The organism is Enterobacter sp. ECC_219_Taxon_10 (assembly GCF_058354905.1).
Window position 1 is genome coordinate 2858880 of record NZ_CM178005.1, and the last position, 26553, is coordinate 2885432.

At 56.9% G+C, this 26553-nt stretch carries 24 protein-coding genes and 2 pseudogenes; 12 read left to right on the forward strand and 14 right to left on the reverse strand.

Annotated elements, in window-relative coordinates:
• Nucleotides 1-4: 4 nt before the first annotated feature.
• Nucleotides 5-919 carry a muramoyltetrapeptide carboxypeptidase gene (gene ldcA / locus AC4ICF_RS13605; RefSeq protein ID WP_316379600.1) on the forward strand — a complete coding sequence of 305 codons (915 nt, stop codon included), beginning with the start codon at nt 5-7 and terminating at the stop codon, nt 917-919.
• A 121-nt stretch (nt 920-1040) separates the two neighbouring features.
• Nucleotides 1041-2675 (forward strand): annotated as a pseudogene (locus AC4ICF_RS13610) (potassium/proton antiporter); the annotation flags it as partial.
• Here the strand turns inward: AC4ICF_RS13610 and AC4ICF_RS13615 are convergent.
• The 3 genes and pseudogenes from AC4ICF_RS13615 to AC4ICF_RS13625 all read right to left on the reverse strand — a co-directional run.
• Nucleotides 2676-2780, reverse strand: a pseudogene (locus tag AC4ICF_RS13615) (hypothetical protein); the annotation flags it as partial.
• A gap of 9 nt (nt 2781-2789) precedes the next feature.
• Entirely contained in the window at nt 2790-3860 is a 1071-nt protein-coding gene (dadX, locus tag AC4ICF_RS13620; protein ID WP_163329895.1) for a catabolic alanine racemase DadX, read from the reverse strand.
• Nucleotides 3861-3869: 9 nt separating this feature from the next.
• Nucleotides 3870-5168 carry a D-amino acid dehydrogenase gene (locus tag AC4ICF_RS13625; protein WP_116339282.1) on the reverse strand — a complete coding sequence of 433 codons (1299 nt, stop codon included), beginning with the start codon at nt 5166-5168 and terminating at the stop codon, nt 3870-3872.
• Between the two features lie 321 nt (nt 5169-5489).
• On the opposite strand from AC4ICF_RS13625, the gene AC4ICF_RS13630 reads away from it, so the two are divergent.
• A complete protein-coding gene (locus tag AC4ICF_RS13630; protein ID WP_100170101.1) occupies nt 5490-7022 on the forward strand; it encodes a SpoVR family protein in 1533 nt (510 codons plus the stop codon).
• A gap of 114 nt (nt 7023-7136) precedes the next feature.
• Here the strand turns inward: AC4ICF_RS13630 and fadR are convergent, their stop codons facing one another.
• On the reverse strand, nt 7137-7856 hold the full coding sequence (fadR, locus tag AC4ICF_RS13635) for a fatty acid metabolism transcriptional regulator FadR (RefSeq protein WP_023336056.1): 720 nt from the start codon (nt 7854-7856) through the stop codon (nt 7137-7139).
• Between the two features lie 199 nt (nt 7857-8055).
• Between fadR and nhaB the strand changes: the two genes are divergently transcribed.
• Together nhaB and dsbB are read left to right on the forward strand one after the other, a co-directional pair.
• The gene (gene nhaB, locus AC4ICF_RS13640; protein ID WP_116339278.1) at nt 8056-9594 is read left to right on the forward strand and encodes a sodium/proton antiporter NhaB; all 1539 of its coding nucleotides are present in this window, start codon (nt 8056-8058) and stop codon (nt 9592-9594) included.
• 46 nt (nt 9595-9640) lie between these two features.
• Complete coding sequence (gene dsbB / locus AC4ICF_RS13645; protein ID WP_028013517.1) at nt 9641-10171, forward strand: disulfide bond formation protein DsbB; 531 nt, start codon at nt 9641-9643, stop codon at nt 10169-10171.
• Nucleotides 10172-10204: 33 nt separating this feature from the next.
• Here the strand turns inward: dsbB and ycgN are convergent, their stop codons facing one another.
• From ycgN to AC4ICF_RS13660, 3 genes are all read right to left on the reverse strand, one after another.
• Nucleotides 10205-10645: a cysteine cluster protein YcgN gene (gene ycgN, locus AC4ICF_RS13650; RefSeq protein WP_023336059.1), complete on the reverse strand. Its 441-nt coding sequence runs from the start codon at nt 10643-10645 to the stop codon at nt 10205-10207.
• 93 nt (nt 10646-10738) lie between these two features.
• Nucleotides 10739-11398: a fumarylacetoacetate hydrolase family protein gene (locus tag AC4ICF_RS13655; protein ID WP_116339277.1), complete on the reverse strand. Its 660-nt coding sequence runs from the start codon at nt 11396-11398 to the stop codon at nt 10739-10741.
• 47 nt (nt 11399-11445) lie between these two features.
• Nucleotides 11446-11721, reverse strand: a complete 276-nt coding sequence (locus AC4ICF_RS13660; protein ID WP_024909870.1) for a YcgL domain-containing protein — start codon at nt 11719-11721, stop codon at nt 11446-11448.
• Between the two features lie 123 nt (nt 11722-11844).
• Here AC4ICF_RS13660 and minC point away from each other — a divergent pair, with 123 nt between their 5' ends.
• From minC to minE, 3 genes are read left to right on the forward strand one after another with little or no spacing between them, the layout of a single operon-like run.
• Entirely contained in the window at nt 11845-12552 is a 708-nt protein-coding gene (gene minC / locus AC4ICF_RS13665) for a septum site-determining protein MinC (protein WP_192984522.1), read from the forward strand.
• A 23-nt stretch (nt 12553-12575) separates the two neighbouring features.
• Nucleotides 12576-13388 carry a septum site-determining protein MinD gene (gene minD / locus AC4ICF_RS13670; RefSeq protein WP_008500505.1) on the forward strand — a complete coding sequence of 271 codons (813 nt, stop codon included), beginning with the start codon at nt 12576-12578 and terminating at the stop codon, nt 13386-13388.
• Nucleotides 13389-13391: 3 nt separating this feature from the next.
• On the forward strand, nt 13392-13658 hold the full coding sequence (gene minE, locus AC4ICF_RS13675; protein WP_024909868.1) for a cell division topological specificity factor MinE: 267 nt from the start codon (nt 13392-13394) through the stop codon (nt 13656-13658).
• Between the two features lie 86 nt (nt 13659-13744).
• On the opposite strand, the gene rnd is transcribed toward minE, so the two are convergent.
• The 5 genes from rnd to yoaA form a co-directional block, all read right to left on the reverse strand.
• On the reverse strand, nt 13745-14860 hold the full coding sequence (rnd, locus tag AC4ICF_RS13680) for a ribonuclease D (protein ID WP_316379675.1): 1116 nt from the start codon (nt 14858-14860) through the stop codon (nt 13745-13747).
• Between the two features lie 83 nt (nt 14861-14943).
• The gene (gene fadD / locus AC4ICF_RS13685) at nt 14944-16629 is read right to left on the reverse strand and encodes a long-chain-fatty-acid--CoA ligase FadD (protein WP_162874940.1); all 1686 of its coding nucleotides are present in this window, start codon (nt 16627-16629) and stop codon (nt 14944-14946) included.
• Between the two features lie 203 nt (nt 16630-16832).
• Nucleotides 16833-17414: a Slp family lipoprotein gene (locus AC4ICF_RS13690; protein ID WP_163329891.1), complete on the reverse strand. Its 582-nt coding sequence runs from the start codon at nt 17412-17414 to the stop codon at nt 16833-16835.
• 37 nt (nt 17415-17451) lie between these two features.
• Entirely contained in the window at nt 17452-18147 is a 696-nt protein-coding gene (gene tsaB / locus AC4ICF_RS13695; RefSeq protein ID WP_163329890.1) for a tRNA (adenosine(37)-N6)-threonylcarbamoyltransferase complex dimerization subunit type 1 TsaB, read from the reverse strand.
• A gap of 66 nt (nt 18148-18213) precedes the next feature.
• Nucleotides 18214-20124 carry a DNA repair helicase YoaA gene (gene yoaA, locus AC4ICF_RS13700; protein ID WP_023325496.1) on the reverse strand — a complete coding sequence of 637 codons (1911 nt, stop codon included), beginning with the start codon at nt 20122-20124 and terminating at the stop codon, nt 18214-18216.
• 133 nt (nt 20125-20257) lie between these two features.
• Here yoaA and AC4ICF_RS13705 point away from each other — a divergent pair, with 133 nt between their 5' ends.
• Nucleotides 20258-20602: a RidA family protein gene (locus tag AC4ICF_RS13705; RefSeq protein WP_008500498.1), complete on the forward strand. Its 345-nt coding sequence runs from the start codon at nt 20258-20260 to the stop codon at nt 20600-20602.
• 6 nt (nt 20603-20608) lie between these two features.
• On the opposite strand, the gene AC4ICF_RS13710 is transcribed toward AC4ICF_RS13705, so the two are convergent.
• The gene (locus AC4ICF_RS13710; RefSeq protein ID WP_008500497.1) at nt 20609-20791 is read right to left on the reverse strand and encodes a YoaH family protein; all 183 of its coding nucleotides are present in this window, start codon (nt 20789-20791) and stop codon (nt 20609-20611) included.
• Between the two features lie 61 nt (nt 20792-20852).
• Between AC4ICF_RS13710 and pabB the strand changes: the two genes are divergently transcribed.
• The 3 genes from pabB (at nt 20853) to sdaA (ending at nt 24311) form a co-directional block, all read left to right on the forward strand.
• Nucleotides 20853-22181 carry an aminodeoxychorismate synthase component 1 gene (gene pabB, locus AC4ICF_RS13715; protein WP_316379592.1) on the forward strand — a complete coding sequence of 443 codons (1329 nt, stop codon included), beginning with the start codon at nt 20853-20855 and terminating at the stop codon, nt 22179-22181.
• A gap of 2 nt (nt 22182-22183) precedes the next feature.
• The gene (locus AC4ICF_RS13720) at nt 22184-22762 is read left to right on the forward strand and encodes a CoA pyrophosphatase (RefSeq protein WP_316379590.1); all 579 of its coding nucleotides are present in this window, start codon (nt 22184-22186) and stop codon (nt 22760-22762) included.
• A 184-nt stretch (nt 22763-22946) separates the two neighbouring features.
• On the forward strand, nt 22947-24311 hold the full coding sequence (gene sdaA, locus AC4ICF_RS13725; RefSeq protein ID WP_166711534.1) for an L-serine ammonia-lyase: 1365 nt from the start codon (nt 22947-22949) through the stop codon (nt 24309-24311).
• A 250-nt stretch (nt 24312-24561) separates the two neighbouring features.
• On the opposite strand, the gene yoaE is transcribed toward sdaA, so the two are convergent.
• Nucleotides 24562-26121, reverse strand: a complete 1560-nt coding sequence (yoaE, locus tag AC4ICF_RS13730; RefSeq protein ID WP_116339262.1) for a CNNM family cation transport protein YoaE — start codon at nt 26119-26121, stop codon at nt 24562-24564.
• Between the last annotated feature and the right edge of the window lie 432 nt (nt 26122-26553).

The window sequence follows — 26553 nt, forward strand, 5'->3', positions numbered from 1 at the left end:
TGCCATGTCTCAGTTTCATCTCATCGCGCCGTCGGGCTACTGCATTAACCAGGACGCGGCGCAGCGGGGCGTTCAGCGCTTACTGGAATCCGGCCACCAGGTAGAAAATCAGACAATTATCCCGCGCCGCCAGCAGCGTTTTGCAGGAACAGAAGCGCAGAGGCTGAATGATATCAATAGTCTGGTGAACCTGAAGGGCGAAAACCGAATAGTCCTTGCGGTGCGCGGCGGCTACGGTGCGAGCAGGCTGATGGAGAGCATCGACTGGCAGGGCCTGGCGCAGCGCCAGCAGCAGGATCCGCTGCTGATATGCGGCCACAGCGATTTCACCGCCATCCAGCTTGGTCTGCTGGCGCAGCATAACGTCATTACGTTTAGCGGCCCGATGCTGGCCGGTAACTTCGGCGCGCCGGAACTGGACGCGTTCACCGTGGAGCATTTCTGGCGCGCGCTGCGCAATCCCACCTACAGCGTCGAGTGGCAGGGGAATGGGCCGCACTGGGAATGTGAGGGCCAGCTGTGGGGCGGTAACCTGGCGATGCTGGTCTCGCTCATCGGCACGCCGTGGATGCCTCAAATCGAAGACGGCATTCTGGTGCTGGAAGATATCAACGAACACCCGTTCCGCGTCGAGCGCATGTTATTACAGCTTTATCATGCCGGTATTCTCGATCGCCAGTCCGCGATTGTGCTGGGCAGCTTCAGCGGCTCGGCCCCGAATGACTATGACGCGGGCTACTCCCTGGAAACGATGGTCGACTTCATCCGCTCGCGGCTGGATATTCCGGTTATCACCGGTCTGGATTTCGGCCATGAGCAGAAGACCGTTACCCTTGCGCTGGGCGCGCAGGCGACGCTTACACATGATGTTTCGGGCAGTCGGTTAACGATCGGCGGTCATCCAGTCATAAAAGCATAAAAAACCCCCTTAATAAAACGCTGTTACCGTTGTTAATATGTTAGGGTTTTAGTAACAGCGTTAACATTGAGGTGGGAGTAAGAGAACATTGGATGCCGCAGCGATAATCAGCCTTTTCATTTTGGGTTCTGTACTTGTAACCAGCAGTATTTTATTAAGTTCATTTTCATCGCGTCTCGGCATACCCATTCTTGTTATTTTCCTTGCCATCGGCATGCTGGCTGGCGTTGACGGCATCGGCGGTATCCCCTTCGATAACTATCCCTTCGCCTACATGGTGAGTAACCTCGCGCTGGCGGTGATCCTGCTCGACGGCGGGATGCGCACTCAGGCAAGCTCCTTCCGCGTGGCCCTGGGGCCTGCGCTGTCGCTGGCGACCGTCGGCGTGTTGATCACCTCCGGCCTCACCGGGATGATGGCCGCATGGCTTTTCCATCTCAATCTGATGGAAGGCTTGCTGATTGGCGCAATCGTTGGCTCTACCGATGCGGCGGCGGTCTTTTCCCTGCTTGGCGGTAAAGGGCTTAACGAACGCGTTGGCTCAACGCTTGAGATTGAATCCGGCAGTAACGATCCGATGGCGGTGTTCCTGACCATCACACTGATAGAGATGATTCAGCAGCACGAGACGGGCCTGAGCTGGATGTTTGCCTTACATATCCTGCAGCAGTTCGGGCTGGGGATTGTCATCGGCCTGGCGGGGGGATACCTGTTACAGCAGACGATCAACCGCATCTCGCTGCCCTCGGGACTTTACCCTCTGCTGGCGCTGAGCGGTGGGATCCTGATTTTTGCCGTCACCACCGCGCTGGATGGCAGCGGTATTCTTGCGGTTTACCTCTGCGGGTTCCTGATGGGCAACCGCCCTATTCGTAACCGTCACGCCATTTTGCAGAACTTCGACGGGCTGGCCTGGCTGGCGCAAATCGGCATGTTCCTGGTGCTGGGCCTGCTGGTGACGCCATCTGACCTGCTGCCGATTGCCGTTCCGGCGCTTCTGCTGTCGGCGTGGATGATCTTCTTCGCCCGTCCGCTGTCCGTGTTTGCGGGTCTGCTGCCGTTTCGCGGCTTTAACCTGCGCGAGCGCGTCTTTATCAGCTGGGTTGGCCTGCGCGGCGCGGTGCCGATTATTCTTGCGGTCTTCCCGATGATGGCCGGTCTGGATAACGCGCGGCTGTTCTTCAACGTGGCGTTCTTCGTGGTGCTGATTTCCCTGCTGTTCCAGGGAACCTCGCTCGGATGGGCGGCAAAAAAAGCCAAAGTGGTGGTGCCCCCCGTGGGCTGGCCGGTTTCGCGCGTGGGGCTGGATATTCATCCGGAAAACCCGTGGGAACAGTTCGTCTACCAGCTGAGCGCTGATAAATGGTGCGTGGGGGCCTCGCTGCGCGATCTGCATATGCCGGCCGAAACGCGCATTGCCGCCCTGTTCCGCGATAATGTCCTGCTGCACCCTACCGGCAGCACCCGCCTGCGCGAAGGGGATATTCTCTGCGTGATTGGCCGCGAGCGCGACCTGCCCGCGCTGGGCAAGCTGTTCAGCCAGTCGCCTCCCGTGGCGCTGGATCAGCGCTTCTTCGGCGACTTTATTCTGGAAGCCAGCGCAAAATTTGCAGATGTGGCGCTGATTTATGGCCTGGATGAAGGAGCTGAAGAGGGTGATAACCCGCAAACGCTGGGCGAAATCATCCAGCAGCGGCTTGGCGCTGCCCCGGTCGTGGGCGATCAGGTTGAGTTTGCCGGGATGATCTGGACGGTTGCCGAAAAAGAAGATAACGCGGTGCGGAAGGTCGGTTTGAGGCCGATGGAAGAGGACGCGGAGTAGCGTTTTTTTACCGGGTGGCGGCTTCGCGTCACCCGGCACACGTACAAGTTACACCGTCACAACCGGCACTCTCGGTGCCAGCGCACACATCAGTTCATAGCCAACCGTTCCCGCCGCGGCCGCCACGTCATCAATTTTGATTTCGTTGCCCCACAGCTCGACCGGAGAACCGATCCCTGCCTGCGGGCATGGCGTGAGGTCAACCGCCAGCATATCCATTGAGACCGTCCCTACCGTGCCCGTGCGAACGCCATCCACCCAGACCGGCGTACCGGTCGGCGCGATGCGCGGGTAGCCGTCGGCATAACCGCCCGCGACGATGCCGATACGCTGCTCGCCCTTCGCCCGGTAGCGGCTGCCGTAGCCTACCGTGTCGCCCGTCTTCAGCGTCTGCACGCCGATGATCTCGCTGCGCAGGGTCATAACCGGCTTCAGGCCGCTGTTGGCGATATCCTGCCACTGCCCTGAAGGAGACGCACCGTACAGAACGATCCCCGGACGTACCCAGTTATAGTGAGCTTCAGGATGCCACAGCGTGGCCGCCGAGTTTGACAGCGAGCGCGGGCAATCGAGCCCTTCTGCCGCCTGCTCAATGCGGACCATGGCATCCGCAATGCCGTCCGGTTTTTCCGCATCGGCAAAGTGCGCCATCAGCGTCATTTCGCCGACGTTTTTCAGAGCGCGCAGCTGCTGCCAGACCGTATGAACCCGCTCGGGCTGGAAGCCCAGGCGGTTCATGCCGCTGTTTACCTTGAGATAAATATCCAGCGGAGCGTGGAGCTTCGCATCCTGAATGGCTTTAATCTGCCAGTTGCTGTGCACGCTGGTGGTCAATCGGTACTTATCCAGCAGCGGCAGATCGTCCGCGTGGAAGAACCCCTCCAGCAGCAGAACAGGCCCTTTCCAGCCGCGCTCGCGCAGCAGGATGGCCTCTTCGATATTGAGTAACGCAAAGCCGTCGGTCGCGCCGAGCGCGCTCCAGATACGATCGATACCGTGGCCGTAGGCGTTCGCCTTGACGACCGACCAGACGCGCGAACCAGGTGCTGCCCGGCGAACAATTTGCAGGTTTTCCTTCAGGGCCTGCAGATCCAGCTGAGCCAGAACAGGACGGGACATGACAACTCCTTAGTTATGCGCGCCGTGCAGGTGCTGAGGACGCGCTGGCGTGAATCCTGATTGATAGCGCGCAGCACTTAAATCGTCAAACGGAATTGCCGGCGTGCGCCCGGAAATCAGGTCGCTCAGCAGCTGGCCCGATCCGCAGGCCATCGTCCAGCCGAGCGTGCCGTGTCCGGTATTGGTCCACAGGTTTTTGAACGGCGTGCGCCCGACAATCGGGGTGCCGTCCGGCGTCATCGGACGCAGGCCGGTCCAGAACGTCGCCTGCTCAACAAAACCACCGCGCGGGAAGAGATCGCCCACCACCATCTCCAGCGTTTCACGACGCGGCTGCAGCAGTTCGGTGTTAAAGCCGACAATCTCCGCCATGCCACCGACGCGAATACGGTTATCAAAGCGGGTAATGGCGATTTTGTAGGTTTCATCCAGGATGGTCGACACGGGCGCCCCACTCTCCTCTTTCACCGGGATGGTCAGCGAGTAGCCCTTCAGGGGGTAGACCGGAATATCAAGAATGCCTTTCAGCATGGCGGTGGAGTATGAGCCAAACGCCATCACGTAGGCGTCCGCCTTGATCACCTCGTCGCCGCACTTCACGCCGTAAATTTTTTCGCCTTCCGACAGCAATTTATCGACAGAGGTGTTGAAGCGGAACGTCACGCCTGCCTGCTCGCACATGTGCGCCAGACGCTGGGTAAAGAGCTGACAGTCGCCGGTTTCGTCGTTCGGCAGACGCAGACCGCCGGTCAGCTTGTGGGCCACTTCGGCCAGCGCGGGTTCAACCTGACCCAGCTGGCTGGCCTCCAGCAGCTGGTAAGGTACGCCGGCATCTTCCAGCACGGCGATATCGCGGGTGGCGTTTTCATACTGTTGTTCGGTGCGGAACAGCTGCAGCGTGCCGCCCTGACGGCCTTCGTACTCGATACCCGTCGAGGCGCGCAGGGCTTTGAGGCAGTCGCGACTGTATTCCGCCAGACGTACCATACGCCCTTTGTTTTCCATGTAATGGCGGGTGTCGCAGTTGCGCAGCATCTGCCACATCCACTTCAGCTGGAACTGCGTGCCGTCAAGGCTGATGGCCAGCGGCGCGTGGCGCTGGAACATCCATTTGATCGCCTTCAGCGGCACGCCCGGTGCCGCCCACGGGGCCGCATAGCCGGGAGAGATTTGACCGGCGTTTGCCGCGCTGGTTTCAAGCGCCGGGCCGGATTCACGATCGATAACGGTAACCTCATGTCCCGCCTGACTTAAATACCAGGCGCTGGTTACGCCAACGACACCACTTCCCAGTATGACAACACGCATAGCCACTCCATTATGAGCAAAAGAACAATCATCTAATTACAGATTGATAACCTAGTTGAAAATATTATTCAACATACGACTTTTTTATGGTGACTTACCTCACACATCCCCCAGCATCAGGGGACAGGGATAATTTGGGATCTCCTGCTGAGCTTTATTTTTAACCAGCATAAAATGCTGATGCACACCCTTTTTTTGCCGTATCAAAAACGAGAAATCGCAAAGAAAAAATTTCTGCGCCAGCACGCTTTTTAACACGTTGATCTATGCTTGAAAGGAGGCTCTCCAGACAGAGAGAGCACCCACAACGAGGGCGCGCTAATGGCTACTATTGATTCCCTGAACAAGGACAACACACGTCTGAGCGATGGACCCGACTGGACCTTCGAGCTGCTGGATGTCTACCTCGCCGAAATCGACCGGGTGGCAAAGCTGTATCGCCTGGATACCTATCCCCATCAGATTGAGGTGATCACCTCCGAACAGATGATGGACGCTTACTCCAGCGTCGGGATGCCGATCAACTATCCGCACTGGTCGTTTGGTAAAAAATTCATTGAAACGGAGCGGCTGTATAAGCACGGCCAGCAGGGGCTGGCGTATGAGATCGTCATTAACTCCAATCCGTGTATCGCCTATCTGATGGAAGAGAACACCATTACCATGCAGGCGCTGGTGATGGCGCACGCCTGCTACGGGCATAATTCCTTCTTTAAAAATAACTACCTGTTCCGCAGCTGGACGGACGCCAGCTCCATCGTTGATTACCTGATCTTCGCGCGTAAATACATTACCGACTGCGAAGAGCGCTACGGCGTGGACGAGGTGGAGAAGCTGCTCGACTCCTGCCACGCGCTAATGAACTACGGCGTGGACCGCTATAAACGCCCGCAGAAAATCTCTCTGCAGGAGGAGAAAGCCCGGCAGAAAAGCCGCGAGGAGTATCTTCAGAGCCAGGTGAACATGCTGTGGCGTACCCTGCCGAAGCGTGAGGAGGAAAAAACGATCGCCGAAGCGCGTCGTTATCCGTCCGAGCCGCAGGAAAACCTGCTCTATTTTATGGAGAAGAATGCCCCGCTGCTGGAGCCATGGCAGCGTGAGATATTGCGCATCGTGCGCAAGGTGAGCCAGTATTTCTATCCGCAGAAACAGACCCAGGTGATGAACGAAGGCTGGGCGACATTCTGGCACTACACCATTCTCAACCACCTGTATGACGAAGGGAAAGTCACCGAGCGTTTCATGATGGAATTTCTCCACAGCCATACTAACGTGGTGTTCCAGCCGCCCTACAACAGCCCGTGGTACAGCGGGATTAACCCGTATGCGCTGGGCTTTGCGATGTTCCAGGATATTAAACGCATCTGCCAGTCGCCGACGGAAGAGGACAAGTACTGGTTCCCGGATATCGCCGGCTCTGACTGGCTGGAAACGCTGCATTTTGCGATGCGCGACTTTAAGGATGAGAGCTTTATCAGCCAGTTTATGTCGCCGAAGATCATGCGTGATTTCCGCTTCTTCACCGTGCTGGACGATGACCGTAACAACTATCTGGAAATCTCGGCGATCCACAACGAGGAAGGCTACCGTGAGATCCGCTCTCGCCTCTCTTCCCAGTACAACCTGAGCAACCTTGAACCCAATATTCAGGTGTGGAACGTGGACCTGCGCGGCGACCGTTCCCTGACGCTGCGCTATATCCCGCATAACCGCGCGCCGCTCGATAAAGGACGTAAAGAGGTGCTGAAGCACGTGCACCGCCTGTGGGGCTTTGACGTGCAGCTGGAGCAGCAGAATGAAGACGGCAGCGTGGAGCTGCTGGATCGGTGCCCGGCGCGGTTGAATACCCTGTAGTGCAGCTTTTTTGCCCGGTGCCGCTGCGCTTATCGGGCCTACAAAACCCGTAGGTCGGGTAAGGCGTAGCCGCCACCCGACAAAAAAAACCTCTCGTATGAGAGGTTTTTTCTTTTAGCGGGTCTGAATCGCTAAATCGCCCGGCAGCGTTTTCTGCATACGGTGCCAGATTTCGCCGGAGTCGTGGCCGTAGCGGCGCACGGTTTCATAAACCTGATCGTGCAGGCCTTCTGTGCAGAGCTTGCTCAGCTTATGGTAGAAGCCCAGCGCCAGGCTGCGGGCTTCAGGATTGGCAAAATAGTGGCGACCAATGCGGGTATAGAGCCCTTTCATGCCGTTGAGGATCAGGCCGTAAACCGGGTTGCCGGAGGCAAACGCCAGGCCGCGGAACACGTTGTAATCGAGGGTGGCAAAGGCATCGGCGTGATCTTCAACTTCATTCGCGCTGGCCAGCACCGCAAGCGCATCCTCCGGATGCTGACGGAAAGCGGTACGAATAAAGATAGTCGCGATGTTGGTGCGCACGGAGAGCAGATTATCAATCAGCTGCGGCACGCTTTCGTGGTCGAGGCGCGCCAGTGTTTCAAGAATGTTCAGCCCCGAGGTTTCCCAGAAGTTATTTACCTTTGTTGGCTTGCCGTGCTGGATCGTCAACCATCCATCACGCGCCAGTCGCTGAAGCACTTCACGCAGCGTGGTGCGAGTGACGCCAATCAGTTCAGAGAGTTCGCGTTCAGCCGGAAGAATGGACCCCGCAGGGAAACGATTATTCCAGATGCTTTCAATGATGTACTCTTCCGCGAAACCCGCCGGGCTCTGCGCCTTAATGACCATAGTGAGATTTCCATTACACAGCTTTTGCAAATTGGACTCATCATACCAGAGGCGCGCAGCGGCAGGTAGCGCGGCAAAGTGAGAAAAGGGGATCGCCGTTTCATTTTTGTGAAATTTACAATGCGGGCTTATCCGCCTCCGGGCCGCGATTTTTGCGTATACTGATGTTTTGTATTACTTGACGGGAAGGACGTCTGTTGTGGAAATTTCTTTTGGGCGCGCGCTATGGCGCAATTTTTTAGGTCATTCTCCTGACTGGTACAAACTGATACTGCTGGTTTTCCTGGTCGTTAATCCCCTCATTTTTAGTGTGGATCCGTTTATCGCCGGGTGGCTGCTGGTGGCGGAGTTTATCTTCACCCTGGCAATGGCACTGAAGTGCTATCCCCTGCTGCCCGGCGGTTTGCTGGCGTTTGAGGCCGTGGTCATCGGCATGACGTCAGCAGAGCATGTCAAAGCAGAGCTGGCCTCCAATCTTGAAGTGCTCCTGCTGCTTATTTTTATGGTGGCCGGTATCTATTTTATGAAACAGCTGCTGCTGTTTATCTTCACCCGCCTGCTGCTGAGCATTCCGTCAAAAACCATCCTCTCGCTGGCGTTTTGCCTTGCCGCCGCCTTTCTGTCGGCCTTCCTGGATGCGCTCACCGTCGTCGCGGTGGTGATCAGCGTCGCCGTTGGATTTTACGGCATTTATCACCGCGTGGCCTCTTCTCGCCCGAGTGATGATTTGCAGGACGATAGCCACGTCGAGGCGCATAACCGCGACGTGCTGGAACAGTTCCGCGCATTTCTGCGCAGCCTGATGATGCACGCGGGGGTCGGTACGGCGCTGGGCGGCGTGATGACCATGGTGGGCGAGCCGCAAAACCTGATCATCGCGAAAGCGGCAGAATGGCATTTTGGCGAATTTTTCCTGCGCATGGCCCCCGTCAGCGTGCCTGTGCTGGTCTGCGGGTTAGCAACCTGCATTCTTGTCGAAAAATTCAGGCTGTTCGGCTACGGCGCACAGTTGCCTGAGCCGGTCCGCAACGAACTGCATAAATTTGACGAGCAGAGCCGCAAACAGCGCACGCGCCAGGAGACGCTGCGTCTGATTGCGCAGGGGATCATCGGCATCTGGCTTATCGCCGCGCTGGCGTTGCATCTTGCCGAAGTCGGGTTGATTGGCCTCTCCGTCATTATTCTTGCGACCACCTTTAGCGGGGTAACGGACGAACATGCTATCGGCAAAGCCTTTACCGAAGCCCTGCCGTTTACCGCGCTGCTGGCGGTCTTCTTCGCGGTCGTGGCGGTGATTATTGACCAACACCTTTTCGCACCGATTATCGCATTTGTGCTCCAGGCCTCGCCGGACTCGCAGCTTACGCTGTTCTATTTATTTAACGGGCTGTTGTCCTCTATTTCCGATAACGTCTTTGTCGGGACGGTGTACATCAATGAGGCCAAAGCGGCGATGGAGCAAGGTATTGTCAGCACCGGGCAATTTGAACTGCTGGCGGTGGCCATTAACACCGGAACAAATCTGCCCTCCGTTGCAACACCGAACGGCCAGGCGGCATTTCTTTTCCTGCTGACCTCGGCACTGGCGCCACTCATACGACTTTCTTATGGGAGAATGGTCTGGATGGCGCTGCCATACACGCTGGTGCTTACCGCTGTTGGTTTGCTGTGCATCAAAATTACTCTTGTTCCCTGTACGCAATGGCTGCTACAAGCGGGTATACTTGCGGCGCATTAAAATTCGTTTACACTGCGCTTTCTAAGCATGTTCCAGGGAAATGATTATGTTGAGATTTTTAAACCAGTGCTCCCGCGGTCGCGGAGCGTGGTTGTTGATGGCCCTGACCGCCTTTGCGCTGGAAATGGTTGCGCTGTGGTTCCAGCACGTAATGGGACTCAAGCCCTGCGTGCTCTGCATCTATGAGCGCTGCGCACTGTTCGGCATTATGGGGGCAGGCCTGGTGGGTGCGATTGCCCCGAAAACGCCGCTGCGCTATGTGGGTATTGCAATCTGGCTGTACAGCGCCTGGAAAGGGATTGAGCTTTCCTGGCAGCACACCATGATGCAGCTGCATCCGTCACCGTTTATGACCTGTGATTTCGCCGCCCGCTTCCCGAGCTGGCTGCCGTTGGATAAGTGGCTGCCGCAGGTGTTCGTCGCATCCGGTGACTGCTCCGTACGTCAGTGGGAATTCCTGACGCTGGAGATGCCGCAGTGGCTGGTGGGGATTTTTGTGGCCTACTTCGTGGTGGCGCTGCTGGTGCTGATCGCTCAGCCGTTCAAACCGAAGAAACGCGATTTGTTTGGAAGGTAAAAGCAAAAACCCGCCTCGGCGGGTTTTTTATTCTCACCGATTCGGGTGATTCATAATGTGGTCTTCCCAGTCCCGCACCTCAGACTCTTTCACCGCAATGTGGCGCACAGAGATACGCTCGCCGTGCATCGCCGCTTTTGAACCGGTCAGTAGCGGATGCCATTTCGGCAGATCTTTTCCTTCCGCCAGCAGACGATACGCGCAGGTATGCGGTAACCACTCAAAAGTCGGCAGATTTTCACGGGTTAACTTGATGCAGTCCGGCTCGTACTCGAAGCGGCGTTCGTAATTGCGGCACTGGCAGGTTTTAATGTTCAACTGCTTGCAGGCAACGTTGGTGAAATAGATCTCGTCGGAGTCCTCATCCATCAGCTTATGCAGGCAGCACTGACCGCAGCCGTCGCACAGGGATTCCCATTCCGCGTCGGTCATGTCGTCAAGAGTTTTGCTTTGCCAGAAAGGGATGTCGTTCATCAGGATGTCCACACGTCAAAAGAAAGCGCACCTTATAACGAGTCTGGCACGCTGTTGCAAGTTTTGCCGCCCTCTTCAGGCGGCAAAATGCGGTTACAGCACGCGGGTTTTTAGCGACAGGCCGTTAAAACCGACCTCAAGCTCATCCCCGCTGGCGAGCGGGCCCACGCCTTCCGGCGTGCCGGTGAGGATCACATCGCCCGGCTTCAGGGTAAAGAAACGGCTCATGTAGGCGATCAGCGGCACAATCTTGTGGATCATGTCCGCCGTAGTGCCCTGCTGGCGGACCTCGCCATTCACCTTCAGGCTGAGCGGGGTGTCCTGCGGATCGTTGGTAAATTCACTCACCGGAACGAATCCTGAAATCGGACATGCGTTATCAAAGCCTTTGGCTTTTTCCCACGGCTGCCCCGCTTTCTTCATTTTGCCCTGCACGTCACGCAGGGTCAGATCCAGCGCCACGCCGTAACCGGCAATCGCTTTCTCGACATGCTCTTCGGAAGCCTGGCGCAGCGTCGCGCCGATCAGCACAGCAAGCTCCACTTCGTGATGCACCGACCCCAGCCCCTGCGGCAGCGCCAGCGGCTGGCGGATGTCGCACAGTGCCGTCTCGGGCTTAATAAACAGGACCGGCTCTTCTGGCGTTGCGCTGCCCATCTCCTGAATATGCTTAGCATAGTTGCTGCCCACGCAGACCACTTTGCTGACGGGATAATCCAGTAATGCACCTTGCCAGTTATGATGTTGATACATGCTCGACCCCTAATCGGTTGATGTGTTATGCCCGAAAACAGCTGAGGCTATTTTTTCCCGTTCGCCTCAAGATGCTGTTTTAATAAATTCTCAGGCGGCGGTGGAAGCTGTAAATAATAGCCCTGCTCGGCTAATGCCGTTTTCACTTTTTCCAGATCGGCATTCACCAGTTTCTTACGGCCGTCCAGCGGCAGCAGCATCGCCAGCTGTGGTCGGCCAAAGTTCTTCATTAATTCTTCCGGCACGCGTGAAAAATCGTCTTTCTTTTCGACATAAAGATAGGTCTGGTCACGGCTTGTACTTCTGTAGATCACACAAAACATGTTTTTACTCTGAATTAATGGGTGGTTGCTTGCCTCAATATACTCCTGACTATAACATGCCTGATACTCTTCGGAATATCGCAGCGAATGGCTGCGGTTAATAGCAAATTGAGTAAGGCCAGGATGTCAAACACGCCCATCGAGCTTAAAGGCAGTAGCTTCACCTTATCAGTGGTACATTTGCATGATGCAAAACCCGAGGTTATTCGTCAGGCGTTAGAAGACAAAATCGCCCAGGCTCCCGCCTTTCTGAAGCACGCCCCTGTTGTTATCAACGTCAGCGGTCTTGAGGCGCCGGTGAACTGGAAACTTCTCCAGCAGGCGGTCTCCTCAACCGGGCTGCGTATTGTCGGCATCAGCGGCTGCAAAGATACCGAGCTGAAAGCAGAAATTGAGCGCGCGGGGCTGCCGCTTCTTAATGAAGGCAAAGAAAAAGCCCCACGTGCAGCACCTGCTGCCGTGCAAACGCCCCCTCCTGCGGCGCAAAACGTTACCGCTCTCACAAAAACGCGAATGATTGATGTGCCGGTTCGTTCCGGTCAGCGCATTTATGCACCAAACTGTGATCTGATTGTTACAAGCCACGTCAGCGCTGGCGCAGAGCTGATTGCAGATGGCAATATTCACGTATACGGTATGATGCGTGGACGTGCGCTCGCAGGCGCAAGTGGCGATCGGGACGCGCAAATATTTTGTACTCACCTGACGGCGGAACTGGTGTCCATCGCAGGTGAATATTGGCTGAGCGACAAGATCCCAGCCGAATTTTATGGCAAAGCGGCTCGCCTGCTTCTGGCAGACGACGCGTTGACCGTTCAACCGTTGAATTGATCCCTTTTTAACAAGGAATTTCTATGGCACGCATTATTGTTGTTACTTCGGGTAAAGGAGGCGTTGGCAAGACCACCTCCAGCGCGGCCATCGCTACTGGTTTGGCCCAGAAGGGAAAGAAAACCGTCGTTATCGACTTCGATATCGGTCTGCGTAACCTCGACCTCATCATGGGATGCGAGCGTCGCGTCGTGTATGACTTCGTGAACGTCATTCAGGGCGATGCCACGCTGAACCAGGCGCTGATTAAAGACAAGCGCACCGAGAACCTCTATATCCTTCCGGCCTCTCAGACGCGTGACAAAGACGCCCTGACCCGTGAAGGGGTGGAAAAGGTGCTCGACGAGCTGAAAAAAATGGAGTTCGACTTCATTGTCTGCGACTCCCCTGCCGGCATCGAGACCGGTGCCCTGATGGCGCTCTACTTCGCTGACGAAGCGATTATCACCACCAACCCTGAAGTCTCCTCCGTGCGTGACTCAGACCGTATTCTCGGCATCCTCGCCTCCAAATCCCGTCGTGCGGAAAATGGCGAGGATCCGATTAAAGAGCACCTGCTGCTGACCCGCTATAACCCGGGTCGCGTAAACAAAGGTGACATGCTGAGCATGGAAGACGTGCTGGAGATCCTGCGCATTAAACTGGTTGGCGTCATCCCGGAAGATCAGTCCGTGCTGCGCGCGTCTAACCAGGGCGAGCCCGTGATCCTTGATACAATGGCAGATGCAGGTAAAGCGTATGCGGATACCGTTGACCGTCTGCTGGGAGAAGAACGTCCTTTCCGCTTCATTGAAGAAGAGAAGAAAGGTTTCCTCAAACGCCTGTTCGGAGGATAAGTTATGGCATTACTGGACTTTTTTCTCTCGCGGAAAAAGAACACCGCCAACATCGCAAAAGAACGTCTGCAAATTATCGTTGCGGAGCGTCGTCGTAGCGACGCCGAGCCTCACTACCTGCCGCAGCTGCGCAAAGACATCCTGGAAGTGATCTGTAAGTATGTACAGATTGACCCGGAGATGGTGACGGTGCAACTGGAGCAAAAAGACGGGGATATTTCGATACTGGAGCTGAACGTGACGCTACCGGAAGCGGAAGAGTCGCGTTAAACCGTTTGTGGTTTTGTAGGCCGGGCAAGCGTAGCGCCGCCCGGCAATCTCCCCGGTGGCGCTACGCTTACCGGGGCTACAATTCTTTAGCGTGGGTATGCTTCCAGCAGCGTATTCAGGCGATCGGCCATCAATTCCCCGCGCCAGCCCGCCATCAGTTCCGGCACGCCATTCTGCGGTTTTAGCTTCCAGTGCCAGTTCAGCAGCTGGTTAATCTGCCTGCGTGACGCCAGCAGTTCTGCACTCAGTTTGCTTTCCGTTGCGGCATCCTGCACCAGCACTTTGATATCCTTAAACGCTTTGCGGTAGCCCGGCATATCCATCAGATTCAGCAACGGCTCAGGCAGCGCCTCTTCCGGAAGCTCCTGCGCTTTGGCGACGAGGGCCAGCAGGGTTTTACCGTGGAAGCGGATCTCGCTCCCCGAAAGCCCGATGCTGTCCAGTTCGCCCAGGCTGCCCGGCATATAGCGTGCGACCGCCCAGAGATGCTCTTCGCGAACCACGAAGTTAACAGCCAAATCGCGTTCGCGCGCTTTGCGTAAGCGCCAGTCGGCTAACAGTTGGAGGCACGCCAGCTGACGCGTACGCAGCTGCCAGGCGTTGCTGATGTCGCGCCAGGCTTCTTTCGGATCAACCACTTCCTGACGACGCTGCTGTGTCATACGGCACTCGTCCAGCGCGGCTGACAGCCAGCCGGAGGCTTCCGCCTCTTTCATCAGCTGTCCGGCAATCGGCAGCAGGTAAAACACGTCTGCCGCCGCATATTCCAGCTGGCGCTCGGTAAGCGGACGCGCCAGCCAGTCGGTACGGGATTCACTTTTATCCAGCGTCAGGCCCGTGTACTCCTCCACCATGGCGGCAAATCCCCACGACAGCGGACGACCGCTGAACGCCGCAAGGATCTGCGTATCAATCAGCGGCTGAGGCATGATGCCAAAGGTATTCAGAAAGACTTCCAGATCTTCACTGCCCGCGTGCAGGTATTTCGTTACCGCAGTATCCAGCAGCAGGTCACGCATCGGCGCCCAGTCGGTAATGCCGAGAGGGTCGATCAGCGAGACGTGCTTACCGTCGTATATCTGAATCAAACCCAGCTGTGGATAATAGGTGCGAGTACGGACAAACTCGGTATCCAGAGCGATGGCAGGAAAGTCGCGCGTTACTTCGCAGAGCGAAGCCAGCTCGTCGTTGGTCGTGATCATCTGGTAATTCAAATCGGATTCTCTTTTGTTTGCGCCCATAAAAAACGCCGGCTTAACCGGCGTCTGGGCGATTAACGTGAAGCTCAGGCCTTATTGTCTACTTTGGCACGGGCTTCGTCACGTAATTCTCGTCGTAATATCTTCCCGACGTTGGATTTCGGCAGCTCATCGCGGAATTCCACCAGCTTCGGTACTTTATAGCCCGTCAGCTGACGACGACAAAACGTTATCAGCGCTTCCTCGGTAAGAGAAGGATCTTTCTTGACCACAAAAATCTTCACCGCTTCACCGCTGCTGCCGGAAGGGACGCCGACTGCCGCCACTTCCAGCACGCCGCTGTGCTGCATCACCACGTCTTCGATTTCGTTCGGGTAGACGTTGAAGCCGGAGACCAGGATCATATCTTTTTTGCGATCGACGATGCGCAGGAAGCCTTCGTCATCCATCACCGCAATATCGCCGGTGTGCAGCCAGCCGTCTTTGAGGATCTCGTCGGTCGCATCAGGGCGCTGCCAGTAACCCAGCATCACCTGAGGCCCTCTGACGCACAGCTCGCCTGGCTCACCGTGCGGCACTTCGTTACCCTCATCATCCACCAGCTTTGCTTCCGTGGACGGCACCGGCAGGCCGATGCTGCCGCTGTGGTAGTCGATATCGTGCGGGTTGACGCTCACCAGCGGCGCGCACTCCGTCAGGCCATAGCCTTCCAGCAGATATTGCCCGGTTAACTTCACCCAGCGCTCGGCCACCGCCTGCTGAACCGGCATGCCGCCGCCCGCAGAGAGATGCAGCGTGGAGAAATCGAGCTGCTGGAACTCTTTGTTGTTGAGCAGCGCGTTGAACAGGGTGTTCACCCCGGTCATGGCGGTGAACGGATATTTCGCCAGCTCCTTCACCAGCCCCGGGATATCGCGCGGGTTGGTGATCAGTACGTTTTGCCCGCCCAGTTCAATAAACAGCAGGCAGTTCATGGTCAGCGCGAAAATGTGATACAGCGGCAGCGCGGTGATCACCAGCTCTTTGCCCGGATGGAGCAGCGGCCCGTAGGTGGCATTGACCTGCTCAAGGTTCGCCAGCATGTTGCGATGTGTAAGCATCGCCCCTTTGGCCACGCCGGTTGTGCCGCCCGTGTATTGCAAGAAGGCCAGGTCTTCTGAGACCACTTCCGGCTTGACGTACTGCATGCGATAGCCCGCATGCAGCGCGCGGCGGAAAGAGATAGCGTCCGGAAGATGGTATTTGGGCACCAGACGTTTGACGTATTTAACGACAAAGTTAACCAGCGTCCCTTTGGCGGTGGAAAGCTGATCGCCCATGCGCGTCAGGATGACGTGCTTCACCTGGGTTTTGTCGACCACTTTTTCCAGGGTATGGGCAAAGTTAGAAACAATCACAATCGCCACCGCCCCGCTGTCGTTCAGCTGGTGTTCCAGCTCGCGCGGCGTATAAAGCGGGTTGACGTTGACGACAATCATCCCGGCACGCAGGATGCCGAACAGCGCCACCGGGTATTGCAGCAGGTTCGGCATCATCAGCGCGACGCGATCCCCTTTTTGCAGCCCAAGCCCTTCCTGCAGATAAGCCGCAAACGCCCGGCTACGCTCCTCAAGCTTACGGAACGTCATCACCTCGCCCATATTCACAAACGCGGGCTGGTCTGCGTAACGTCTTACCGAGTGCTCAAATAATTCAACCAGGGATTGATAACGGTCAGGATTGATCTCCGCAGGCACATCTGCGGGATAACGGTTAAGCCAAACCTTTTTCAATGCATCACCTCTGAAATGAGTGTTCGTCGTCATCACAGCCCCGATAATAAACAGTTTGTTAACATTATATTAACTCAGCGTACCAGTTTATTAATTGTTCAGATTGCAGGTTGCGAAGCGCGTCACTCTTTTTTTTCGTTTTATCCGTAAAAAAACAGAGACAGCGGCTGAGCCGCTGTCTCTTTCCTAATAATAACAGTAAGTTACTCAGTTACGATCGTTTGCACCTGTGCAGGGCCCGGGTTATACCATCCCCATCCCGGATAACCGTAACGATAAGGATGTGGACCCCACATCCACGGATCGATTGGCTGAGGCGGCATCACCACCTGCTGTGCGAGCCGCCAGCGCTTATAGCCGTTCACCTGCATGGTCATAAATTTGTACGGCGTGTTGCCGATTTTGCCCTGCACCGAACCGGTAATCGGTCCGACGACGGTCACCAGCTGTCCGCGAAAATCGACCGGATCGAGGAAGCCATTCACGTCAGCATAGATACGCCCGCGAGAGGCTTCACCGAGGACGGGCCGCGCGCCGCTGTCGAGAGGTACGGTGGCGATTTCCAGACGGGTTTTCCCCTGCTGGTTCTGCACCTCGATCACTTTCCCGCCAAAGCGGGCTTCCTGGCCGACGTAAAGCTCGGGCGCATTCATCACCCGAACCAGATCCTGCTGTGGCGTCGGGCTGCTGCCCTTGATCGCATCAGGTACGGTTACGCAACCGCTCAGTGCTATGGCAACCGCGCCTGCCATAAAAAGGCGTACTACTTTAGTCTGAACCGCCATGATGCGACTCCTTTTTCTCAGTTCCTGTTACTGAGATTCACTCGCGGCCCGGAAGTTTCTTCCACGCGACGGTGTTTCGCAAATAAACCGGCTCCGCATGTTCAACGGCAACGGTTTTTCCTTCCGCAAGCAGCTGACGGGCAATCGGGAGCATATCTTCTGCCGCTGGCAGGAGCATGTTGCCGTCCACCAGCGTCACGCCTGTGCCGCTCGCCATCTCCGGCCACGCCGGCCAGCCCGTGCCGACCGTCGCCCACTCGCCGGACAGCTGCTTCAGGCGTTCAGTCACGGCTTCAGGCTTAAGCACCGCTTCCGTCTCTTCGCCGTGCCAGACGCCGTTTTCATCGCGGGTATATTCCGCCCAGTAAACTTCGCCCATGCGGGCATCAATAGCGGCGAGCACGCGGGTCGCGCCCGTCATGCGCCAGGCCCCCTGCGCCATCGTGGCGAGCGTAGAGACGCCGATCATCGGCAGTTCAGCGCCGAGCGCGAGCCCCTGCGCAATACCAATGCCAATACGTACGCCCGTAAAGCTGCCGGGACCGCGGCCAAAGGCCAGGGCATCGAGGTCGGTTAAGGCGGTATTGCCCTGGGTTAAAATGGCTTTTACCAGGGGCAGAATACGCTGGGTGTGTTCCCGGGGACACTCTTCGAAATGGGCAGAAACAGCACCGTCGTTCAACAGAGCAACAGAGCAAGCCTCTGTCGCGGTATCAATAGCCAGAATTCGCATCAGTCGTCGCGCTCTCGCAAGGGTCAGTCACAAAATGGCGCGCATCTTAGCACACTCCGGGACGAATTACTCCGCCGTTGGGTTTGCCAGAAAGCGCACCGCGCGTTTAATGTCCCGCGTACGCGGGGCGGGCGGCAGGCTGGCGAGGAAGGTCGCACCGTAAGGACGCATAACCAGCCGGTTATCACAAATGACCAGCACGCCGCGATCGGTGACGTCGCGGATCAGGCGCCCTACCCCTTGCTTCAGGGTAATGACCGCATCCGGTAGCTGAACCTCGTCAAACGGATCGCCCCCGCGCAGGCGGCAGTCCTCCATCCGCGCTTTGAGCAGCGGATCGTCCGGCGACGTGAACGGCAGCTTATCGATGATCACCAGCGAGAGCGTGTCGCCGCGCACGTCCACCCCTTCCCAGAAGCTGCTGGTCGCCACCAGCAGGGCGTTACCGGCGCTGACAAACTGCTGGAGCAGCTGCCCTTTGCTGGTTTCCCCCTGCAGCAAAACCGGCAGGGTCATGGTGGCGCGAAACTGCTCGGCGAGGTCGCGCATCATGGCGTGTGAAGTGCAGAGCATAAAGCAGCGCCCGTTGTTGGCCTCAATCATCGGCTTGAGCATCGCCGCGAGAAGCCGCGCCGCACCCGGCTGGTTCGGCAGCGGCAGATTGCGCGGCACGCACAGCAGCGCCTGCTTTTCGTAATCAAACGGGCTGGGCAGCAGCAGTGATTCCGCCTGCTCAATGCCGAGGCGCTCGGTGAAGTGGTGCAGATCGTCATTGACCGACAGGGTGGCGGAGGTGAAGATCCAGCTTCCCGGCTTCTGCGCCATCACCTCTTTGAATTTATCGGCCACCGTCAGCGGCGTGAGCGCCAGGGTAAAGTGGCGCGAGGTACATTCGTACCAGTAGCTGTACCCAGGCTGATTGATCTCTTTCAGCCGTTTCAACCGACCGCGATACAGTGTGGCGCGCTCGAAGGCGGCGTCAAGCAGCGCCGAGCGTCCGAGGGACAGCTTCGCCACGTCGTAGCATAGTTCCAGGGCATCATCGAGCAGCAGCAGCGCGCGCTGGATATTTTTGTCCGCCAGCAGCTCGCGCAGGTTGCCGCGATAGCCCGGCTCGCCAAGCTGTAAGCGGAAATCCTGCGCGCTTTGTGCCAGGCGGTCGGCGCACTTCTGCAACTGCTGGGTATCTTTGAGTTCGGTCCGGTAGGCAATGGTGAAATCTTTTGCCAGATCCTGAAGCTGGCGGCTGGAAAGCGACTGGCCGAAATACTGGCTGGCGATATCCGGAAGCTGATGGGCTTCATCGAAGATCATCACATCCGCCTCCGGGATCAGCTCGCCAAAACCGCTGTCCTTAACCACCATGTCCGCGAGGAACAGGTGGTGGTTCACCACCACAACGTCTGCATCCATCGCGGTTTTACGCGCTTTCACCACAAAGCAGTCTTTATACAGCGGGCAGTCGCTGCCGAGGCAGTTGTCGTTGGTGCTGGTTACCAGCGGCCAGGCCGGGGAATCTTCCGGCACGCTCGCGCAGGTGCTGATATCGCCCTCTTCGGTCTGGTTCGCCCAGGCACGCAGAATAATGACGTCGCTCAGGGTTTGTACCGGCAGATCGCCACCCGCCAGCGCCTGCTGTTCAAGTCGCTCCAGGCAAAGGTAGTTTGAGCGCCCTTTCAGCAGTGCCAGGCGTCCTTTGTATTTCAGCGCTTTTGCTACGGTAGGCAGATCGCGGCTGTAGAGCTGATCCTGCAGCGCTTTCGATCCGGTGGAAATAATCACCTTCTTTTTCGCGCGCAGCGCAGGCGCAAGGTAAGCATAGGTTTTACCCGTGCCGGTTCCGGCCTCGACCACCAGCGGCTGAGCCTTATCGATGGCGCGTGCAACGGCGTGCGCCATCTGACGCTGAGGCTCACGGGGCTTGAAGCCGGGGATCGCCTGCGCTAATTGACCTTCAGGGGAAAAATCGTCTGCCACGTTGCTCTCTCACTGTATTTTTGCACAGGGATTATGTCAGCCCATTCTCTCCTGTGCCACCCCAAATAGTGACGACAGTGGAACAATATGGCAGTCTTGCCGCCTGACGACGAAAAATAACGAGGAAACGTTTATGACAATTGTGCGCATTGATGCCGAAGCCCGCTGGTCTGATGTGGTGATCCATAACCAGACGCTCTACTACACCGGCGTACCCGCTAACCTGGACGCGGACGCGTTCGAACAAACGGCTAATACCCTGGCGCAGATTGATGCCGTGCTGGAAAAACAGGGCAGCGACAAATCCCGGATTCTGGATGCGACCATTTTCCTGGCCAATAAAGATGATTTCGCGGCGATGAACAAAGCCTGGGATGCATGGGTAGTGGCGGGGCACGCCCCCGTACGCTGCACCGTACAGGCCACGTTGATGAAACCGGAATATAAGGTTGAGATTAAGATTATCGCGGCAGTTTAAGCCCGATTACTCTTCATCTTCATCCTCGAAACGCGCCACGATCCGCTCGCCGGTATGCGTGGCGCGCAGTTCTTCCGCCACCTGGGAAATCGCCTGTCCGCTGCTCATCCCCTGGGACATCAGTTCCTGGATTCGCTCAACCGCTTTCTGCTGCTGTTCATGGCTCAGAGAAGGTAAACCTGCAAACATCGTCAACTCCTGCTAAATTATTCGCGCTAATTATTTCACGCTGCCCGGTAGTATGCCACACATGAACATGCGCTTCCCCACTGTTATTACCTTGCCCTGGCGTGCAGACGCCGCTGAATTCTGGTTTGCCCGCCTGAGCCATCGTCCGTTTGCGATGCTGCTGCATTCCGGTCATGCGGACCACCCCTATAGCCGCTTCGATATTCTGGTGGCCGATCCGGTGAAGACGCTGACAACCGACGATCTGTCGACGACGGACGATCCGCTGGTGCAGCTTCAGCAAGCCATTAACGCACTGGGCTTATCCGCTACCCCTAACCTGGACCTGCCTTTCCAGGGCGGTGCGCTGGGCCTGTTTGGCTACGATTTGGGTCGCCGCTTCGAAACGCTGCCGGAGCATGCGCAGGCGGATATTTCCCTGCCGGACATGGCCGTGGGGCTGTACGACTGGGCGTTAATTGTCGATCACCAGAAAAAAACGGTCTCCCTGCTGAGCCATCAAGACGTGCAGGCGCGTCTGGCCTGGCTTGAGGCGCAGCAGCCTGCCCCAGCCGAGGCGTTTACCCTGACCTCCGGCTGGCGCTCGAACATGACCTCAGCGGAATACGCCGAAAAATTCGCGCGCGTTCAGTCGTATCTGCAAAGCGGCGACTGCTATCAGGTTAACCTCGCCCAGCGTTTTCAGGCGACGTATCAGGGGGACGAGTGGCAGGCCTTTATCCGTCTCAATGCCAGCAACAGGGCGCCGTTCAGCGCGTTCGTACGTCTGGAACAGGGGGCGGTCCTTAGCCTGTCGCCGGAGCGCTTTATTCATCTCGCGGAGGGCATGATTCAAACCCGCCCGATTAAAGGCACGCTACCGCGTCTTGCCGACCCTGATGCCGATCGCCGGCAGGCGGAAAAACTCGCCGCATCACCGAAAGATCGTGCCGAAAACCTGATGATTGTCGACCTGATGCGTAACGATATTGGCCGGGTCGCCGAGCCAGGCAGCGTGCGCGTGCCGGAACTGTTCGTCGTCGAGCCTTTCCCGGCGGTGCATCATCTGGTCAGTACCATTACCGCGCGTCTGCCCGCCTCTCGCACCGCCTGCGATCTGCTCCGCGCCGCATTTCCGGGCGGCTCCATCACCGGCGCGCCAAAAATTCGCGCCATGGAAATCATCGACGAGCTGGAACCGCACCGCCGCAACGCCTGGTGCGGCAGCATCGGCTATATCAGCCTGTGCGGCACCATGGATACCAGCATTACCATTCGCACGCTGACGGCCTGCGGCGGCAATCTGTACTGCTCTGCGGGCGGCGGCATTGTGGCGGACAGCCAGGTCGAGGCGGAATATCAGGAAACCTTTGATAAGGTGAACCGTATCCTGAAACAACTGGAGAACTAACGGTGGAGAAAGAGAACCTGACGCTGGATGATTTTCTGTCGCGCTTTCAGCTGTTGCGGCCACAGGTCAACCGCGAGGCGCTGAATCAGCGCCAGGCGGCGGTGCTGATCCCGGTGGTGCGTCGGGAACAGCCAGGCCTGCTGCTTACGCAGCGCTCGCCGCATATGCGCAAACATGCCGGTCAGGTGGCCTTCCCGGGAGGCGCGGTGGACAGCACCGATGCGTCGCTGATTGCCGCCGCGCTGCGGGAAGCGCAGGAAGAGGTGGCTATTCCTCCTGAAAAGGTCGAGGTCATCGGCGTGCTGCCGCCGGTCGACAGCGTCACCGGCTTTCAGGTCACACCCGTGGTCGGCATTATCCCGCCTGGCCTGCAGTATCACGCCAGCGTCAACGAAGTCTCGGCGGTGTTTGAAATGCCGCTTGAAGAGGCGCTCCGGCTAAGTCGCTATCATCCGCTGGATATCCATCGCCGGGGGCATGACCATCGGGTCTGGTTGTCCTGGTATCAGCATTATTTTGTCTGGGGCATGACGGCGGGCATTATTCGTGAACTGGCGCTGCAAATCGGCCTGAAGCCTTGACTATACTTTACATTCCATCCTTTTTTGCAGGTTTGCGATCCGCGTCGCGCTATTAGCAAAACCCATCGTCAACCATTAGTTTAATTCATGTGAATAGTTAAGCCGAGGTCGGTGTTCCCTCTTACACTATGCGCAGTTATAACATCGTTACTGGAACCCCGGTAACCCTGTCAGGAGTGTGAAAGTGATTAGTATATTCGACATGTTCAAAGTGGGGATTGGTCCTTCTTCTTCCCACACTGTAGGGCCGATGAAGGCCGGTAAACAGTTCGTCGATGATCTGGTCGAAAAAGGATTACTGGAAAGCGTTACCCGTGTCGCCGTAGACGTTTACGGTTCACTGTCATTAACGGGTAAAGGCCACCACACCGATATCGCCATTATTATGGGTCTGGCGGGCAATATGCCGGACACTGTTGATATTGATGCCATCCCGGCATTCATCCGCGACGTGGAAGCGCGCGGCCGCCTGCTGCTGGCTAACGGTCAGCACGAAGTGGATTTCCCGCAGGATGACGGCATGCGTTTTCGCAGCGACAACCTGCCGCTGCATGAAAACGGCATGACTATCCACGCCTGGAGCGCCGAAAAAGAGATCTACAGCAAAACCTACTACTCCATCGGCGGTGGCTTCATCGTTGACGAAGAGCATTTTGGTAAAGAGAGCGCGGGCGACGTGAATGTGCCCTATCCGTTCAAATCGGCCACCGAAATGCTGGGCTACTGCAAAGAAACCGGTCTGTCGCTGTCCGGCATGGTGATGCAGAACGAACTGGCGCTGCACAGCAAAAAAGAGATCGAGGACTATTTTGCCAACGTGTGGCAAACCATGCGCGCCTGTATTGACCGCGGGATGAACACCGAAGGCGTCCTGCCTGGGCCACTGCGCGTGCCGCGTCGTGCCTCTGCCCTGCGCCGTATGCTGGTGACCACCGACAAGTTCTCTAACGACCCGATGAACGTGGTCGACTGGGTTAACATGTTTGCCCTCGCGGTAAACGAAGAGAACGCTGCGGGTGGTCGCGTCGTGACTGCGCCAACCAACGGTGCGTGCGGGATCGTCCCGGCTGTGCTGGCCTACTACGATCACTTTATTGAGCCCGTGACGCCGGATATCTATATCCGTTATTTCCTCGCGGCAGGCGCTATTGGCGCGCTGTACAAGATGAATGCGTCCATTTCAGGCGCTGAAGTGGGCTGTCAGGGTGAAGTGGGCGTAGCCTGCTCCATGGCGGCGGCCGGTCTGGCCGAGCTGCTGGGTGCAAGCCCTGAACAGGTTTGCGTGGCGGCGGAAATTGGCATGGAGCATAACCTCGGTCTGACCTGTGACCCGGTCGCTGGCCAGGTGCAGGTGCCGTGCATTGAGCGTAACGCGATTGCTTCCGTCAAAGCGATTAACGCCTCGCGCATGGCGATGCGCCGTACCAGCGAACCACGCGTGTCGCTGGATAAGGTAATCGAAACCATGTACGAAACCGGCAAAGACATGAACGCGAAGTACCGTGAGACGTCGCGCGGCGGTCTGGCCATTAAGGTGCAGTGCGACTAATCCTCTCTTTCGCCCATCCGCAGCGGATGGGCGAATTTCTCCCTTCATTCTCGTCTCTTCCTTCTTTCCCCACTACACTTTTACGGTCGCGGCTGCTCGCGCACTGCCTGATATCAGGCAGCGGCTAAGTATTGGACTCGTTGCGAAAGGGGTTGAGAGAAGCGGAGGCGGTATTAACGCCACAATGGCAGGCGGGAAACTCCTCCCCGCCAGCACATCATAACGGGCACATCGTACCCGTTAAGCAGACTTATTCATCTTCGTCGTGTGCAGACTGTTCTTTAACAATGCGGACCAGATCGACGCGGTAGTCGTTGGCTTCCACGATAGTGATGTGCAACGGAGGAAGCTCGATTACATCTCCGACGCGCGGGATCTGACCGTTTACGGCGATAACCAGACCCGCCACGGTTGCGATGTCTTCTTCGTCGTTAACCACGTTTTCCAGCCCCAGCGTGTGCGAAAGCGCGTGCAGGTCGGTCGCACCTTTGACCAGCCAGCCTTCGCCGTCGGCCACAATCTCAGGCGTTTCGTCTTCATCCGGGAATTCACCGGCAATCGCTTCGAGCACGTCCAGCGGCGTCACCAGCCCCTGTACCACACCAAACTCGTTGGTGACGATAACAAAGCTACCGCGCGCGCGACGCAATACGCCCAGCAGGTTGATCGGATCCAGCGTTTCCGGCACGACAATCGCCGGCGACGAAGCTGCAATCGCCTCTACGTTGACGCCCTCTTCCAGCGCCACCAGCATCTCTTTTGCCCGCACGACGCCGATGATCTCATCCAGCTCACCGCGGCATACCGGGAACAGACTGTGCGGTGAAGAGAGCAATTGTTGACGAATTTCATCTACGCTCAGGTTCGCATCCACCCAGCTGATTTCCCCGCGCGGCGTCATGATGCCGCGCAGCGAGCGGGAGGCAAGGGAGAGCACGCCGTTAATCATGTAGCGCTCCTCTTCCACAAACGCCCCTTCCGGGACCGGCACCGGGTTACGGTTTTCGGAATCAGACTGGACGTTCACCTGGCGACGCCCTCCCATCAGGCGCAGAATGGCGTCCGCCGTACGGGCGCGCAGCGGCTGATTTGACTGCTGCTTAATAAAGTTACGGCGCGCAATCTGGTTGAACAGTTCGATCAGAATCGAGAAGCCAATCGCGGCGTACAGGTAGCCTTTCGGAATATGGAAGCCAAAACCTTCCGCCACCAGGCTCAGACCAATCATCAGCAGGAAGCTCAGACAGAGCACGACCACCGTCGGATGCTGGTTGACGAAGCGCGTCAACGGTTTCGAGGCCAGCAGCATTACCGCCATAGCAATGACCACAGCCGCCATCATCACCGGCAGATGGTTCACCATACCGACTGCAGTAATAACCGCATCCAGCGAGAAGACCGCATCCAGCACCACAATTTGCAGTACCACGACCCAGAAGCTGGCATAGCCTTTACCGTGCCCATCATCGTGCTGACGGTTTTCCAGCCGTTCATGTAGCTCCGTCGTCGCTTTGAACAGCAGGAATATCCCCCCGATCAGCATGATCAAATCACGCCCGGAGAAGGTGTAATCCATGACGGAGAACAGCGGTTTGGTCAACGTGACCATCCAGGAGATGACGGAGAGCAGCCCCAGTCGCATGACCAGCGCCAGCGACAGACCAATCAGACGCGCTTTATCACGCTGTTTTGGCGGCAGTTTGTCCGCAAGGATGGCGATAAACACCAGGTTATCAATACCGAGAACGATCTCCAGTACGACCAGCGTGAGCAGTCCCACCCAGATTGACGGGTCCATTAAGAATTCCATGACAAGCTCCTGCTAAAGGAATGACAAAACGGTGCCCCACTCAACGTGGGCAAATATAAGGCAGACAGAGTCGATACGTGGCGTGGTTCGCCGGTGAAAAAGGCGCGGAATGGCCTGGTAGATGACTGACGTCGGTGACGGTCCATATAGTGGGCTGTGGCCCTATACTCCTGAACAATTAAACGGAGGCTAAACATATCAGACACAATGCATTTTTAGCAAAGATTTACGTTCCTTTGCAAAGATCTGTAACACAGTGGCTGTACCCTTAAGATAAATCTGTTGCGTGTAGCTAAATTACGGATCTTCATCACATAAATTATTTTTTCACTATCTAAAATAATTCGCGGAAGTCTTAGTTTTTGAACTCTAACCCTTATCTGAATCGATTCGGTTCGCCAATACGATTCTCAGTACGTCTGCCCGGCAGGC

What these genes read in the sequence shown, in the direction of transcription:
- dsbB (WP_028013517.1), top strand. Translation starts at nt 9,641, where the DNA reads ATGTTGAGATTTTTAAACCAGTGCTCCCGCGGTCGCGGAGCGTGGTTG.
- minC (WP_192984522.1), top strand. Translation starts at nt 11,845, where the DNA reads ATGTCAAACACGCCCATCGAGCTTAAAGGCAGTAGCTTCACCTTATCA.
- dadX (WP_163329895.1), bottom strand. Translation starts at nt 3,860, where the DNA reads ATGTCCCGTCCTGTTCTGGCTCAGCTGGATCTGCAGGCCCTGAAGGAA.
- ycgN (WP_023336059.1), bottom strand. Translation starts at nt 10,645, where the DNA reads ATGAACGACATCCCTTTCTGGCAAAGCAAAACTCTTGACGACATGACC.
- AC4ICF_RS13705 (WP_008500498.1), top strand. Translation starts at nt 20,258, where the DNA reads ATGACAATTGTGCGCATTGATGCCGAAGCCCGCTGGTCTGATGTGGTG.
- fadR (WP_023336056.1), bottom strand. Translation starts at nt 7,856, where the DNA reads ATGGTCATTAAGGCGCAGAGCCCGGCGGGTTTCGCGGAAGAGTACATC.
- ldcA (WP_316379600.1), top strand. Translation starts at nt 5, where the DNA reads ATGTCTCAGTTTCATCTCATCGCGCCGTCGGGCTACTGCATTAACCAG.
- AC4ICF_RS13660 (WP_024909870.1), bottom strand. Translation starts at nt 11,721, where the DNA reads ATGTTTTGTGTGATCTACAGAAGTACAAGCCGTGACCAGACCTATCTT.
- AC4ICF_RS13690 (WP_163329891.1), bottom strand. Translation starts at nt 17,414, where the DNA reads ATGGCGGTTCAGACTAAAGTAGTACGCCTTTTTATGGCAGGCGCGGTT.
- pabB (WP_316379592.1), top strand. Translation starts at nt 20,853, where the DNA reads ATGAACATGCGCTTCCCCACTGTTATTACCTTGCCCTGGCGTGCAGAC.
- rnd (WP_316379675.1), bottom strand. Translation starts at nt 14,860, where the DNA reads ATGATCACGACCAACGACGAGCTGGCTTCGCTCTGCGAAGTAACGCGC.
- minE (WP_024909868.1), top strand. Translation starts at nt 13,392, where the DNA reads ATGGCATTACTGGACTTTTTTCTCTCGCGGAAAAAGAACACCGCCAAC.
- AC4ICF_RS13625 (WP_116339282.1), bottom strand. Translation starts at nt 5,168, where the DNA reads ATGCGTGTTGTCATACTGGGAAGTGGTGTCGTTGGCGTAACCAGCGCC.
- AC4ICF_RS13710 (WP_008500497.1), bottom strand. Translation starts at nt 20,791, where the DNA reads ATGTTTGCAGGTTTACCTTCTCTGAGCCATGAACAGCAGCAGAAAGCG.
- tsaB (WP_163329890.1), bottom strand. Translation starts at nt 18,147, where the DNA reads ATGCGAATTCTGGCTATTGATACCGCGACAGAGGCTTGCTCTGTTGCT.
- AC4ICF_RS13630 (WP_100170101.1), top strand. Translation starts at nt 5,490, where the DNA reads ATGGCTACTATTGATTCCCTGAACAAGGACAACACACGTCTGAGCGAT.
- AC4ICF_RS13655 (WP_116339277.1), bottom strand. Translation starts at nt 11,398, where the DNA reads ATGTATCAACATCATAACTGGCAAGGTGCATTACTGGATTATCCCGTC.
- minD (WP_008500505.1), top strand. Translation starts at nt 12,576, where the DNA reads ATGGCACGCATTATTGTTGTTACTTCGGGTAAAGGAGGCGTTGGCAAG.
- yoaE (WP_116339262.1), bottom strand. Translation starts at nt 26,121, where the DNA reads ATGGAATTCTTAATGGACCCGTCAATCTGGGTGGGACTGCTCACGCTG.